The organism is uncultured Chitinophaga sp., assembly GCF_937874145.1.
In the GTDB taxonomy this organism is placed as follows: Bacteria; Bacteroidota; Bacteroidia; order Chitinophagales; family Chitinophagaceae; genus Chitinophaga.
Genome location: NZ_CALNBI010000094.1, coordinates 1 through 13,372, shown reverse-complemented (window position 1 = coordinate 13,372; position 13,372 = coordinate 1). Strand labels below are relative to the sequence as shown.

15 protein-coding genes are annotated in these 13,372 nt (G+C 50.7%); 9 read left to right on the top strand and 6 right to left on the bottom strand.

What is annotated here, in order from left to right:
• Positions 1 to 804, top strand: an 804-nt coding sequence (locus Q0510_RS04150; RefSeq protein WP_298708524.1) for a hypothetical protein, incomplete at its 5' end; no start/stop codon positions are given.
• Between the two features lie 98 nt (positions 805 to 902).
• Positions 903 to 1,241 (top strand): hypothetical protein, encoded by a 339-nt coding sequence (locus tag Q0510_RS04145; RefSeq protein ID WP_298708522.1) that lies wholly within the window; start codon positions 903 to 905, stop codon positions 1,239 to 1,241.
• A gap of 1,363 nt (positions 1,242 to 2,604) precedes the next feature.
• On the opposite strand, the gene Q0510_RS04140 is transcribed toward Q0510_RS04145, so the two are convergent.
• Positions 2,605 to 3,903 carry an OmpA family protein gene (locus tag Q0510_RS04140; RefSeq protein WP_298708520.1) on the bottom strand — a complete coding sequence of 433 codons (1,299 nt, stop codon included), beginning with the start codon at positions 3,901 to 3,903 and terminating at the stop codon, positions 2,605 to 2,607.
• A gap of 2 nt (positions 3,904 to 3,905) precedes the next feature.
• Positions 3,906 to 4,691, bottom strand: a complete 786-nt coding sequence (locus Q0510_RS04135; RefSeq protein WP_298708518.1) for a hypothetical protein — start codon at positions 4,689 to 4,691, stop codon at positions 3,906 to 3,908.
• A 188-nt stretch (positions 4,692 to 4,879) separates the two neighbouring features.
• On the opposite strand from Q0510_RS04135, the gene Q0510_RS04130 reads away from it, so the two are divergent.
• The 4 genes from Q0510_RS04130 to Q0510_RS04115 all read left to right on the top strand — a co-directional run bounded on the left by Q0510_RS04130 (position 4,880) and on the right by Q0510_RS04115 (position 7,552).
• The gene (locus tag Q0510_RS04130; protein WP_298708516.1) at positions 4,880 to 5,125 is read left to right on the top strand and encodes a cysteine-rich CWC family protein; all 246 of its coding nucleotides are present in this window, start codon (positions 4,880 to 4,882) and stop codon (positions 5,123 to 5,125) included.
• A gap of 68 nt (positions 5,126 to 5,193) precedes the next feature.
• Entirely contained in the window at positions 5,194 to 5,610 is a 417-nt protein-coding gene (locus Q0510_RS04125) for a hypothetical protein (RefSeq protein ID WP_298708514.1), read from the top strand.
• 24 nt (positions 5,611 to 5,634) lie between these two features.
• The gene (locus tag Q0510_RS04120) at positions 5,635 to 6,042 is read left to right on the top strand and encodes a hypothetical protein (protein ID WP_298708512.1); all 408 of its coding nucleotides are present in this window, start codon (positions 5,635 to 5,637) and stop codon (positions 6,040 to 6,042) included.
• Positions 6,043 to 6,124: 82 nt separating this feature from the next.
• The gene (locus tag Q0510_RS04115) at positions 6,125 to 7,552 is read left to right on the top strand and encodes an MFS transporter (protein ID WP_298708510.1); all 1,428 of its coding nucleotides are present in this window, start codon (positions 6,125 to 6,127) and stop codon (positions 7,550 to 7,552) included.
• Between the two features lie 4 nt (positions 7,553 to 7,556).
• Here Q0510_RS04115 and Q0510_RS04110 read toward each other — a convergent pair whose 3' ends face one another.
• The 4 genes from Q0510_RS04110 to Q0510_RS04095 form a co-directional block, all read right to left on the bottom strand.
• Positions 7,557 to 8,042, bottom strand: coding sequence for a GNAT family N-acetyltransferase (locus Q0510_RS04110; protein WP_298708509.1), 486 nt, complete (start codon positions 8,040 to 8,042; stop codon positions 7,557 to 7,559).
• 72 nt (positions 8,043 to 8,114) lie between these two features.
• On the bottom strand, positions 8,115 to 8,648 hold the full coding sequence (locus Q0510_RS04105) for a hypothetical protein (protein WP_298708507.1): 534 nt from the start codon (positions 8,646 to 8,648) through the stop codon (positions 8,115 to 8,117).
• 185 nt (positions 8,649 to 8,833) lie between these two features.
• The gene (locus tag Q0510_RS04100; RefSeq protein ID WP_298708505.1) at positions 8,834 to 9,616 is read right to left on the bottom strand and encodes a sterol desaturase family protein; all 783 of its coding nucleotides are present in this window, start codon (positions 9,614 to 9,616) and stop codon (positions 8,834 to 8,836) included.
• Positions 9,617 to 9,677: 61 nt separating this feature from the next.
• Positions 9,678 to 10,271 (bottom strand): Crp/Fnr family transcriptional regulator, encoded by a 594-nt coding sequence (locus tag Q0510_RS04095; RefSeq protein ID WP_298708504.1) that lies wholly within the window; start codon positions 10,269 to 10,271, stop codon positions 9,678 to 9,680.
• A gap of 115 nt (positions 10,272 to 10,386) precedes the next feature.
• Here Q0510_RS04095 and Q0510_RS04090 point away from each other — a divergent pair, with 115 nt between their 5' ends.
• The 3 genes from Q0510_RS04090 to Q0510_RS04080 all read left to right on the top strand — a co-directional run.
• Entirely contained in the window at positions 10,387 to 10,974 is a 588-nt protein-coding gene (locus tag Q0510_RS04090; protein ID WP_298708502.1) for an RNA polymerase sigma-70 factor, read from the top strand.
• A 65-nt stretch (positions 10,975 to 11,039) separates the two neighbouring features.
• Entirely contained in the window at positions 11,040 to 12,251 is a 1,212-nt protein-coding gene (locus Q0510_RS04085; RefSeq protein ID WP_298708500.1) for a FecR family protein, read from the top strand.
• 227 nt (positions 12,252 to 12,478) lie between these two features.
• Positions 12,479 to 13,372 (top strand): SusC/RagA family TonB-linked outer membrane protein (locus Q0510_RS04080; protein WP_298708498.1); only part of this gene is annotated, 894 nt, incomplete at its 3' end.

Here is a 13,372-nt window from a genome sequence, read left to right as displayed (position 1 = left end):
TTCATCGATGAAATGGGCGAAGCAGAAGAAGTTATACGTGTTAAAGAACGGCAGGTGTGTATAAAATTAAGATTGATTGTCGAATATCTAGCTGTCCGGAAAATGCATCTTTCATTGTGTTTCGACTTTATGTGTATGACAAATTTTGAAGGCGCAGGTAGTGCATTTGTCCCCAAAGATGAAGATTTTGTTGGCGATAGCTTCCATTATAATCATCTAATCAGAGGAGTTCCAGGAATAGACGGGAATAATTTACAAAGCTGGATTATCGGCAAAACTATACTCAAATACGATCCATCGAAGAGCCAAAAATTTTGGTTCGACTTGGACGAAGATGCGTATGAAAGCTTTGTAATTGGCTATAATGATGATGGAACGGAACAAACAGTTTCCTGCAATTCAGAAGAACATAAGTTTTTTACTCCCGTATATTTTAATAAGGAAGTATTAAACAAATACTATAATAACCCACATAAATATCAAGTAGACGGTTTCCATCTTAAGTCCAGTTTCCTTAGTCTTAAAATGGATAATAACAATGACGACTATGTAATGGTATTTCTCAACGATTTGGCTATGCTTCCACAAAAGGAGCAACTACATTGGAAGCATCATAATATTGCTCCTCAATCAGAAATGGGTATCAGCGGTTCTTACTATGATACGATGATACTAGGAAACTGGGCGCGTGAATCTGATTCGGTAGATATACATTTTAAGGAAAAATATATGCGGTTTAATAAAAAGTGGTTTGATAAATATGGGCTGTTCCCCATTGCCCATTTTCACGAAGCTCTCCAATAATAGTTGACAGCATCTCTTGTAAAGCAATCTCTTTTAATTCATTACATCTGCCTTCGGAAAACAATATCCGGTCTTTTTGTGAACAAATGCTGATCCTTGTGAAATTTACTATAGATAGTTTAAATGAAGAAATGCTAGTAAAAGGTTTACCAAAAGTGGAAAATGAAAAAGGTATCTCAAAACTAGCCCGATTTCTAGAGGATCATCAAACAAACATTCCCGATATGATAACTTTTCTCAGAAATTTGCAAGACTTAAGATCAGGAATGATGGCTCATCGTTTTAGCAATTCCAATAAAAATTGCCTTAAAGCCGTTTCCTTTTTTGGGATCAAAGAAGACAATTATAGAGAGGTCGCACATGATATTTTTGTAAAGTCACTTTTCACTTTGAACACGTTTGGTAAAATATTTCTTGACAGAAATGATGATGATTGAGAGAAAACTCAATGCTTTCTGCAAAAAATTACTTCCTTAACACTTGTTGTATTTTAAGCCAACTTCTCCAAAAGAGCCAAATCTTGTAAAAAAAAGTTCAACATTTGTTCGTTAGGGGGCTAGAGAATTTTCGTAATAATGGTTGATTACCCTATGATGTTACATAGTTATCCTGTATATTTGTAGGGATAACGGTAAGTTCTTTAAATCATATCAAATTGCTCAAAATTGACTGGTGCCCTAAGTGGTGCCCTGATATGATAAACATGGTTTAAACCGCTCATTTCGAGCGTCTTCAATATTAAAAAGTTATCCCAGCGGGATCACAAAGACGAAAGTCTAACAAACTAAAGCCGCGCAGATCGCATGATCGGCGCGGCTTTTCGCTTTTTATCACGTAATGTAATCCTTGTCAAACCACGCTAAATGGTGACGAAAAAGGTAATCTCAATTTATCCTACTTTGGGGTCACCTTTTTTCTTCGAAATTCTTGTCTGCAATGATTTATAGGAGTTGAAACGGTTCATTCTGAACCATTCTGAACAATATTTTTCAGTTACCAAAAAACAAGGTGTATGAAACTAAGTCACGATCTTTCAATTTCATTTTGGCAACTGCCGGAGTCTCAATAGAAAGAACTGGACGCCACCAGTTAAAGCAAAAGACCAGAAGATCAAAATGGTATATGTGTTTGCCCCGCGCGGCTTTCTCGCCTTAAATTGTTTACTTTGCCGAACCAAACATGTTAAGGATCTATTCTTCTTAGCTTTACAGTGCTAGCCACACGCGAATAACAGAAAAGCAGTTGTACTACACAGCGGTTTTTCTGATATAAATTGACTTTTAAGTTTAGGGATTGCTACTGAGTGGCTAACTAACTTTCTTTAAGTATTAGTTTACCTGTAAAATATTCATTATTGCATTAAGTACATGTACAGGATCGTTATTATTCTCTAGCATATCTTCTGCTATCTGTGATGCAAAAATCTCCGCTTTAAATTTATCTGGTTTATCGTCAGTGTGATTATGCTTTTTGGGAATTTTAACTTATGCCGATGGTACAAAAACGGTTGAGGATATTCCTTTAAGATTGTCGTCCGATTGAGTTACGTGAAGAAGTCGTTAAAAAGGAAGTAATGGCGGCTGCTTTAGACTAATCATAAAACCAAAGGGAGTAACCGTAATGGCTACTCCCTGAAATTTTGACTTCATACCGGCGTAATTTTGATATCCTTTTAAAAGTCGCGAAGGCATTTATGGCCGTTGATCTTCATTAATAATTCAACAGTTTCACCATTTTAAACTTGGTGGTGCGGAATGACCGGCGGAAGGTGCTTCCTGTTCGATTGGAGGGTGCATTTATCTATAATTTATTGAACTCCACGCGCCGGTTCTTCGCTTTCCCTTCCGGGCTGGTATTCTCAGCCACCGGCACCGAGGCGCCTTTTCCTTCCGTTTCGATCCGGTCCGCCGCAATGCCATGGATTTCGGCAAGCGCCTTTTTCACGGCTTCAGCTCTCTTTTTAGACAACGCTTCGTTCGTGGCCGCGGAGCCGTCGCTGTCGGTATGGCCGGTAATGCGGATCTTCACGGCTGGGTCCGACTGCAGCGCGGTACCAATTTCTTTGATCACGCCCAGGGAAGCAGGCCTGATCACGTCCGAATTCACATCAAATGTGATGCCTGTAGTGCTGAACTTGCCTTCCGTAAGCAGTTTGGAACGGACGTCCGGGTAGCCGGTGGCCAGCTTGAAGTTGGAGATATAGAAGCCCAGCTCATCGTCTTTGTAGTTGGAGCTGCTGATGGCGATCGCCAGCTGGTTGAACTGATCGTCGATGATCTTGGGCATGTCGTATACCTTCTGTTCGTTGATCCACATCCGGAAGCGCGTTTTCTGCACGCTGATGGCGAAATGAACGGGTTTTTTATAATTATCTTCCAAAACCTTCACGGTTTGTACCGCTGTTTTGAACGTTTCATAATGTTTGGCATAGGTGGCCAGGGTGCTGCGGGTGTTATTATTTTCTCCCAGGAAGAAATTCATTACCACGGCTTTGTTTTCATGCAACTTCTTGAATACCGTATTGCCGGTGGGCGATTCCGCGCCGCTGTTGAACAGGGTGAAGGTCATTTCCGGGTAGAGGTAGCCTTTGGTCTGCATGTCCAGGATCATATCGAATTCCATGGTGAAGTTTTCCGGCAGCATTTTCGAGTTGGGTGAGGTATAAGTGCCGGCTTGTGCGAGCTTCAGCCATTTCGTGTTGTCTTTCATGGACACTACTTCGCCTTTGTTGTTCGTATTCCAGTGCATGGCGAATTCCCCGATGGCATCCTGCGAAAAATCATCCGCGATGAGCAACTGCTCGCCCGCTACGAAGTCGAATTTGGAATAAGCCTGTACGGGCACGGCAGCACTTTTACCGGCGGGGGCGGTTTTGTCTTCCGCCGTACCCGGCGTTTTCTTCCCGTCGGTTTCTTCTTTCTTTTTAGGCCCGTTCAGTATCTCGTCGGAGGCGGCGTTCACCGTTTTCTCCACGGCGTTTCCCGCTTTGTTGGTGGCGGCGTTTTCGGCCCTGCTGGCCATATTCTTCAGGAACCGCTGGGCATACGCGCTGCTCCCGGTAACGAGGAGCAGGCAAAGCATTACTTGGATCTTTTTCATATTTATTTCAATTCTTTTAACCACTGATCCGCATACGCCCTGGCGGCCGTCACGGTTTCTTTTCCACTGCGGAAACATAGTTTCCAATGTTCGTTTTTCCGCTCCAGTTCCTCATCCGCAAAGTATTTCACGCCATGGCTGTCTGTTTTCAGCTCGGCGTCGAAATTGATGTCGGCCGTCAGGTCCAGGAACTGCTGCAGGCGCTTGCGGATCAGGTCTTTCGGTGTGGCGGGGTATTCCGCATCCCATTTCTTCACCGCCGCTTCGTAGTCGGCGGCGTTGGTATAATCCATGCCCGCCACGGTCATTACATACAGGTCATGTTTGGGATCGGCGGGATTTTTGAGCGCGTTGTATTTCTCCTTCAGCAATTTCACGAGCGATTCGGCCAGCGCTTTGGTCGCTTCCGTGGCTTCTTTCAGGTCTTTTTCGGCTTCCGGGATGGATTTTTCCAGGTCGGCGATTTCTGCCTTAATCTTCCCTTCCGCGCTTTTGGGTTTCGCGTTTTCCCTGTCCTGGCTGAACTTTTTGGCATATACCGGCGACTGCATATAACTTTTGATAAAATCCCCGATCTCCTTAACGGCTGCCGCCCGCCGGGATGGATCCAGCTTTTTCAGTTCCCGGGTGTTGGGGAAACGAAGCTCGCCGTCTTCAAAGTTCCGGTCCACATACCGCGGCACCTCTTCGCGGTCGATCTGCAGGGTGCTGAAAATGTCCCAGGGCCTGGTGGCCAGGGCGGTGGTGAGCAGCACGCTGCCGCAAAGGAGTACAAACAAGAATTTCATGCGATGGGGGATTATTGACGGCAAAATTAGCCGGCGTGCGCCCAATCCCGCCGGTTGCCCGTGCGGAAGAACGATCCGGCGCCCCGTAATGCCGGAAACCGCCGTCGAAGTGCCGAGGCCATACCGAGTATTACCGGGTTTTGCCATCTGTTCCGCCGCTACATCACCGGTTTTCCTTATATTCGGGTATGTGCAAACACGAAGAAAAATCCTGTCCCAGGTGTGGCGGCGGGTTTGAATGCAAGGTGGGCTCGATTGCATTGTGCCAGTGCATGACCGTAACGCTGTCGCAGGAGGAGCGGGATTATATCGGCACGAAGTACGCGGATTGCCTTTGCGCTGCCTGCCTGAAGGAGATGAAATCCGCCTTCCACCAGGAGCAGCATCGCGAAAAGCTGTATAATATCTCGACGCTGTTGTTCCCTAAGAAATAATATGCCCTTTCACCTTATCCTTACTTATGAGACTATTCGATTTTTTACGAAGGAAACCCAGGGTAATTTTGACGGACGATTTATTCGGTCCGTTGGAGTATGTTACGTTCAAAGACGCATCGAAGAACTATTACGAAGGGACGGTCTCCTTCGATGCACAGCCCTGCATTATTTCCTTCGATGCCGACGAAAACGGGCCCACTACGGCACAAAAGGAATTCTTTCGTGAACTTGCCGACCGATACCCGCAACTGAAAAATGAAGTACTGCTGCCGTTCCTGGATAGAGAACTGGAAGATTGGACGAGTAAAGAACCCCTGACAGACTTTGATAAAGCATTCGAGATGGATGGAATTTCATTTTACAGGATAGAAGGCGGGCCCATTTCCTGGAGTTTGACGCTATACTGGCTGAATATCGATCATTGGGTGACGATTGAATTTAATGATTGGACGCCTGAGGAAGGCGTGGCGATAGACGGGTAACCCAACAAACAACCCCGCCCCAACATGTTTAAACCCCTCATCAACCGCGGCCTGGTATACGGCCTGCCTCTTTTCTTCGCCTTCCTGGCGGGGTTCCTCATCTATGTCAATGTCCGCGAAAACAACCGCGAGCGCGGCATCCGGGAAAACAAAGCCCTCACCGCCGGAACCATCACGGAAATCGACGAGCGCGGGTACAAGAAGCGCGACCGCGTAAGTTATACCTACACCTTCGAAGGCCGGCAATATGCCGCCGTCCGCTGGATACACGTCCCCGAAGCCTGGAAATCCACTTTGCCGGGCCAAACGATCCCCGTTGCACTGGATGCCCGCGCACCAGAGAATAGCCTGTTCCTCGTCTTTCCCCTCGATTTCGAGGGACTGAACCTGCCGTATCCCGACAGCATCCGGCTGCGTTTTCCGTTTCCCTGAAAAAATACTTGTCCATTTTCCGGTTGCCTGCGGGTAGCCGCGCCGGTAATTTTGCGCCATACTTCACTTGTAAATACTTAGTATGGCTGGCAAACAACATTCCCGGTGGCTCGTGCTGCTGGTGATCCTTACGGCGCCGCTGCTGTATGTGATCGATATTTTCATCATCAATATCGCTGTCCCGACCATCCGGCAGCATCTCCATGCCACGCAGGGAGAAATGCAGCTGGTGATTGCGGGATACCTGCTGGGGAGCGCCTGTTTCCTCATCATCGGCGGGCGGGCAGGGGATTACCTGGGAAGGAAGAAAGTGTTCTTTTGGGGCATGTTGTGGTTTACGGTCACTTCCTGCATCTGCGGCCTGGCGCAGTCCATGCTGCAACTGAACATCGCGCGGTTCCTGCAGGGCGTGAGCTCGGCGTTCATGGTTACGCAATCCATCGCTTTGATCCAGGAATTGTTCCCCGAGCCCGGGCCCAGGGCCAAAGCCATCGGCTGGTATGGCATGACGCTCAGCATCGCCGCCATCATCGGGCAGGTACTCGGCGGATATCTCGCTGAAACGAATACCGCCATTGCGGGTTGGCGGCTGATCTTTTTTATCAATCTGCCCGTAGGCGCGCTGGCGTTGTGGGCCATCCGGCGATACCTGCCGGAAACGCAGCAGGAGCGTGGCGTGCGTTTCGATTATTCCGGCGCCCTGCTGCTGCTGGCGGGCCTCGGCAGTTTCATTTACGCCATTACAGAGGGCAGGGAAGGAGGCTGGCCCGCCTGGAGCCTGGGGCTGCTGCTCTGCGGCAGCGTGATGCTGATCCGCTTTTTCTATGACCAAAAAAGAAAAACCGCTGCCAACTTGCAGCCACTGATGGATACGCGGCTCTTCAACAACCGGCATTTCATGCTGGGCTTGCTGGCGGTGCTGTTCCATTTCATGTTCCATACGGCATACCTGCTGATGGTAGTGGTATACCTGCAAAACGGCCCTGGCATCTCCGCATTGGCATGCGGCCTCTATTTCGTGCCGCATGCGCTGCTTTTCATGCTCAGTGCGATGCTGGCGTCAAAATTACTGGTGGCGTACGGCAAATGCGTACTGCTGGCCGGATTGCTGATCATCTTCGCCAGTTTCGTATTGCAGATCCGCCTGTTCGGCACGGAAAGCCAGCCTTACCTGCATATACTGCTTATCGGGGTATATGGACTGGGCAACGGGATGGTGCTCCCTTTCTTGCTGAACATCGTGCTGGACAGCATCCCCACCCGCAACGCGGGCATGTCGGCCGGGATCTTCTCCACCTTTCAGCAAATCGCATCCGCGCTCGGCATCAGCATTATCGGCGGGATTTTTTATAGTTCGGTTTTCGGGGAAACGAAGGTGGCGTACAAATTAGCGCTGGATAACGGCCTGACCGCCGGCATCATCTGCATGGTGATCGTGGCGGGCATGCTCTGGCTGCTGCCCGGAGGTGTGCGCAGGGAGCGGCGCGGGCAGGTGGTTTCCCTGGAATAGGGGTTCAGCAATCCACCCGCATCTCGGTCAGTACCTTTTTAAACCCTGCTTTTTCATAAGCACGGATCGCACCGGCGTTTTCGTCGTACACCTCCAGCCGCAGTTCTTTCAGGCCTTTTTCCTGCGCCCAGTCCCGCAAACGCGCGATGATGGCAGTGGCGATGCCCTTGCCGCGGTGCTCCGGCGCCGTGTACATAAAGCCGATATAACCGTGATGGCTGTTGGCTTCGTAAGGTTTGTTGGGCCGGCGGAGGATGTAACCGGTGCCCGCCAGCTGCCCGGCGATCTCGGCCATGAGCAGCAGCACGTCGTCCCGGCCAAACATATTGTCCAGGTCGTAATAAGAGATCGGGTCGGGGGCGAGGTGGTGATCAAAAGGGCGCTCCCAGGCGATTACGCCCTGTTCGGCCATGCGAAGGGCTGGTAGGTCGGCCGGCGTAGCGGGGCGGATATGGCATAATGCCTCGCGTGGCGGTTGTTTGTCCGTCATAATAGTAGTAATTAAAGTTAAGCGAGGTGATATCAGTATTATCGGATAGTGAAAATAAGGAATCCGGGCTTATCAGCGTTGGCTCAAACGTATCGCCCGCTCAATCCGCGGACGGTTGTACCGTTGCAGGAAAACGGGGTACAGGTTGAGCAGGATATTCAATATCATCAGGGGGACCGATTTCAGTACGCCATATTCCATGGCTACATACACGGTGAATCCCAGCACGATCACCAGGATGATCAGGTGGCCCAGTTCCGATTTTTTCGTTTGATAATGGAGATGCGCCAGCGCACCGGTGCCTTTCACAACGGGCGCGTTCTTCTTGTTCAGCTTTTCCCAACCGGTCCATACCAGCAGTTTCCTGTACAGGTTGATACCGGCCGCCTCGTATATTTTCCCCCGCCGCTCCCAGGGCTTTGCCGTGTAGTAAGCGGAGGCAAGCGGGCTTTTCAGCGTTTCCGTAAACGCCAGCACGCAGAACATCAGCAGGAAATTCAGCGCCCAGGCAAAGGCAAAACCGTCCATCTTCATAAAATAAACGAGGGCATAGACCGCGCCGGCCGTAAAAATGATAATCAGGAGAAGGGTAATTGCTTTTTTCATAGATTCCGGTTAACGGTTGGCGCAACGTACGCTGTAATCAAATATAATCAAATGCTGCAAAAGTACTCTTTCGTCAGGAACCGTTACCATATTCGCCGGAAGCAGGCCTTATTTTCCGCCTGAAACGGCAAAGCCGCGCCGATCCCCGGGACCCGCGCGGCTTTCTAGCTAATAAATCACACCCATCACGCCACGGCAGCCCTGCTGCCGAAGCGCTGCTCCTGGATGCGGTCGTATTCTTTCACATAATCCGGGTTCTCCGTTTTCATGAGCTTGTCCCACCACCGGAAATACAGGCTGTAATTCCCTTTGAACTTGCTGTGGTGCAGGTTGTGGTATACGGAAGTATTGATCACTTCGAACAGGAAAGAATGGCGCAATCCCTTCGGCATGATCTCATAGCCCAGATGCCCGTACACATTGATCATCAGGCTCACGATCGTGAACAGGATCAGCATTTCCGCATGCATGGGCAATGTAAACGCCAGCACAAGCAGGATCCCGCCTTCGGCCACGGCTTCCAGGATGTGGAAGGAATAGGAGGTCCAGGGCGAAGGGTTGGTGGACTGATGATGCACTTTATGCGTAAAGCGGAAAATTTTCTTGTGGTGCATCAGCCGGTGCATCCAGTAGAAGTACGTGTCGTGGATGACGAGGCTCAGCACCAGGCTCAGCGGCAGCCACCACAGCGGGTAAGCATTGTAGTCGGAATACAGCAGGGTGTAAGACTTCAACGGCGTGAAAAGGATGACGAGCGATATCACGGCAAATACGAGGCTGGAGGAACTGGAGAACAGGATCTCCCGCAGGAAGTCCTTTTTGCCGGCAGTCCGTTGCTGAATCTTGTATTTCGTGGTGGAGTTGGAAAGTACGATATAGAAAAACAGAAAGGGGATGCCTGCCAGGATCAAATACCTCACAAGCGTAATGCTGAATATCGCCGCCAGCGTTTTAACCAGTTGTTCCATGCGTAGAATATTTAGCACAAAAATATCCCGGCGGCGGCGGAGCGGCGTTAACAAAAGATAATTAACGCGAAGGCTTCGATTGTATTCTTTTCCGGATGCGGCTCAGCGAAACGGGCGTGATGCCCAAAAGGGTGGCCAGGTGCTTGTCGGGCACCCGCTGCAGCAGGTCGGGTTTGTCTTTGATCAGCTGGCGGTACCTTTCTTCCGGCGTCAGCAGCACAAAGGTTTCTATCCGCTCGAGCGACTGCGCCAGCATGTCGAGCACGAAGTGGTAGCGGGCTTTTTCAAATACCGGCTTATTCTCCAGCTGCTGCTCAACGAGGTGGTAATTGACTTCCAGCAGGGTCGTTTTTTCCAGCGCGTGGTACGTAAAGCGGGAGGGGCGCTGCATGAGGATGCTGTCGTACGAGGCCACGATCTGCTCTTCCCAACGCAACAGCACCGTGGATTCCATCCCTTTTTCATTTACATGGTATGACCGGATGAGGCCTTCCTTGATATACCCCAGCCTGGGACTGTTTTCCCCTTCCCGGATATAAATTTCGCCCGGTTCCAGGACGCGTTGTTGCGTGGCGTGGATCACTTTCAGGAGGTCTTCCGGCGCGATGCCTTTGAAAAGTCCGAGGTAGAATGCAGTTTTTTCCGAGTCGAGCATGGGTGGATGGCGGATGGTGTGTACGCGAAAATAGCTACGAACCGCTCTCCATTTACATTTTTATAGCTTGATTTTTTAATTATTTTTACGGTTCAACTACCAACAAACTTCAAACTTGCCGCGTACACCTTCTCATACTGAGCAGCAGATTTTACGGGGATTGACTTCGGGGGATACATTGCAATATTCCTATATATTCAAAGAATATTACAGTGCGCTTTGTCTATTCGCGGCAAGGATCGTGGGCGAGCCCGGTCATGCGGAAGACATTGTGCAGGACGTTTTCGAGAAGCTCTGGCAAAAGCAGTCTTATTTCGCGGATCTCCGGCACCTGAAGGATTACCTCTACAAAGCCACGCGCAACGCTGCCCTCAACTTCTTAAAAGGCGCCCGGCACAGCCAGGAGCGGCAGGCCATATTCCTGGACGGGCAGGAGGAGATGACCGCGGCGGAAGACCTGGAAGTGATCCGCACGGAGGTGTTTCGGGAAATTTACCGTGAGATAGCCAATCTGCCCGAACAATGCGGGAAGATCGTGCGGATGAGTTATATAGAAGGATTGAAAAACGAGCAGATCGCTGAATTACTCGATATATCCCTTCAGACGGTGAAAAACCAGAAGACGCGGGGCATGAAGCTGCTCCGGATGCGCCTTTCGCCGGTGGTTTTCGCCTTATTCTCCCTGTTTTCCCATCATTCGTGAATTTTTTTTCGATTCCTTTAGTACGATCAGGGTACCGCGTTGTAATAATATAAATATCATTAGACATGGCGCCTTTTTCGAACGATCCTTTCGATATCGCATCGCTCATTTCCCGTTCGCGGCAAGGTGAGCTGACCGCCGCCGAGCAGGCCGAGCTCGATGCCTGGATCGCCGCTAAAGACGAGCACCGCCGCCTGTGGGAATCGCTCCATAACGAGGCCGGGCGCCAACAGCAGGTGCAGGCGATGGCGCAGTTCGATGAAGCCGCCGCGCTGGAGCGCTTCCTGTCTGGCAAGCCTGCCCCGCGGAAAGTATTCCCGATGCGCGCCCGCTGGCAATGGGCCGCCGCAGTACTCGTGCTGGCCTTTGGCGTATCTTCCTACTTCTTCCTCATCCAACCCAACCCTTCATCCATCCTGACCGGCGGTAAAACCTCCGTGCAGGACATTCCCCCCGGTAAAAACGGCGCCATCCTCACCCTGGCCGACGGTACCCGGCTCGTGCTCGACAGCATGGCCAACGGCACCATCGCCAACCAGCACGGCACCGAAATATCCCTGAAAGACAATGAGCTCGTTTACGACGCCACCGCCGCCACCGGCGAAGCCGCAAAAAATACCATCACCACGCCTAAAGGCCGGCAGTACCACGTTACCCTGCCCGACGGCACGGAAGTATGGCTCAACGCCGCCTCTTCCATCGAATACCCCGTGGCGTTCAAAGGGGAGGAGCGACGGGTGAAGATCTCCGGGGAAGTGTATTTCGACGTCACCAACAGGAGCTGGCAGCCTTTCGTCGTGGAAACGGGTGACATGAAAGTCGAAGTGCTGGGCACTTCTTTCAATATCAATGCCTACGCCAACGAACAAACCACGCAAACCACGCTGCTGACGGGCGCCGTGAAAATCACGCCCGCACACGCTTCCGCCGCGGATCATAAAGCCCGGCATAAAATACTCGTACCGGGCCAAACGGCCATCCTCAGCAAAACGGATACGCCGGCCGAACCTTCCCTCACCGTCACCGAATCCATCGATCCGGGTAAAATAACGGCATGGAAAAACGGCCTGTTCAATTTCGACGGGGTAGACCTTTACAGCATCATGCGGCAACTGGAAAGATGGTATAATATAGACGTGCAGTACGTCGGGAAGCCGGAGAACGTCATCTTCAAAGGCAAAATGCACCGGAACACCAACCTTTCCGATGTGCTGAAAGTACTGGAAACGATGGACGTGAATTTCGAACTGAAGGGGAATACTTTATATGTAAAATAACAACCAAAAGATCTTGCCGAAAACAAAAACCGGAAGCGCTTGCAACACTTCCGGCCGATGTTCAAGCAATGTAAAAAACACAATCAGGTAAAGACTGCTTTTTGTTCACTTAAACATGCCGCCCCGGGTGAAAGGGGCGGAAACTACTGCAATTTATGCAAAAGATTCTTAATTGCATGCGGGCTCCCTATGGGTGTGTACGTAGCTCAACCAAATCGCTGTTAGTCATGAAACTAACATTCTTCCTCCTTACCGTCGCCTTCCTGCAGGTTTCCGCAAAAGGCCTTTCCCAGCACATCAATTTCAACGGAAAGAACGTTCCGCTGGAAAAAGTATTTGCCGCCGTGGAGTCGCAGACCGACTACGTTTTCATGTACAAAGCCGCTGCTTTGTCCGTGGCGAGGCCTGTCACCATCCAGGTGAAAGACATCAGCCTGGAGGCTTTCCTCAACAAGGTCTTCGAGCAGCAATCGCTGACCTACAAGATCATCGACCGCAACATCCTCGTCTCCAAAAAGGAAACGCCCCCGGCGCCTGAAGCCTTGCTGGCGCCACTGATGAAGGAAAGCGCCATCAACGTATTCGTGTACGCCAACGGCTTTACGCCGCTGGGCAGCGCTACCGTGAGCAACCTCACCACGCAGAAGCACTTCCTGACCGCCGGCAACGGATCGGTAGAAATCGCCGCCAGCCTGGGAGACCAGATCCGGATCAGCTACATTGGCTACGTCGATCACCGTTTTAAAATAACCGAAGAGATCATCACCTCGCATGCCTACAGTGTGGAGCTCAAACTCTCCGAGAACAAGCTCGACGAAGTGCAGATCACGGTATTGGGCACCACCAATAAAAGGACCGGTACGGCCAACATTGCCACCGTGAAAGCCGCCGATATCGAAAGGCAGCCCGTCGTGAATGTGCTGGACGCCATCGCCGGGCGCATCCCCGGCCTCCGCATCAGCCAGTCGGCCAACTCCGCCGGCGCCAGGAAAGTGGAGCTTCGCGGCCGCAACGTCCTTAACAATAACATGTTCACCGATCCGCTGTACGTGGTGGACGGGCTCCCCATCGCCACTTTGTCCGTCAACCCCTTCGGCGCCTCCAGCCCGGTGAACGGCGGG

Excerpts from the sequence above, each read along its gene's own strand:
- Q0510_RS04140 (WP_298708520.1), bottom strand. The coding sequence starts at position 3,903 with ATGAAAAAGATCCAAGTAATGCTTTGCCTGCTCCTCGTTACCGGGAGC.
- Q0510_RS04135 (WP_298708518.1), bottom strand. The coding sequence starts at position 4,691 with ATGAAATTCTTGTTTGTACTCCTTTGCGGCAGCGTGCTGCTCACCACC.
- Q0510_RS04130 (WP_298708516.1), top strand. The coding sequence starts at position 4,880 with ATGTGCAAACACGAAGAAAAATCCTGTCCCAGGTGTGGCGGCGGGTTT.
- Q0510_RS04120 (WP_298708512.1), top strand. The coding sequence starts at position 5,635 with ATGTTTAAACCCCTCATCAACCGCGGCCTGGTATACGGCCTGCCTCTT.
- Q0510_RS04115 (WP_298708510.1), top strand. The coding sequence starts at position 6,125 with ATGGCTGGCAAACAACATTCCCGGTGGCTCGTGCTGCTGGTGATCCTT.
- Q0510_RS04110 (WP_298708509.1), bottom strand. The coding sequence starts at position 8,042 with ATGACGGACAAACAACCGCCACGCGAGGCATTATGCCATATCCGCCCC.
- Q0510_RS04105 (WP_298708507.1), bottom strand. The coding sequence starts at position 8,648 with ATGAAAAAAGCAATTACCCTTCTCCTGATTATCATTTTTACGGCCGGC.
- Q0510_RS04100 (WP_298708505.1), bottom strand. The coding sequence starts at position 9,616 with ATGGAACAACTGGTTAAAACGCTGGCGGCGATATTCAGCATTACGCTT.
- Q0510_RS04095 (WP_298708504.1), bottom strand. The coding sequence starts at position 10,271 with ATGCTCGACTCGGAAAAAACTGCATTCTACCTCGGACTTTTCAAAGGC.
- Q0510_RS04085 (WP_298708500.1), top strand. The coding sequence starts at position 11,040 with ATGGCGCCTTTTTCGAACGATCCTTTCGATATCGCATCGCTCATTTCC.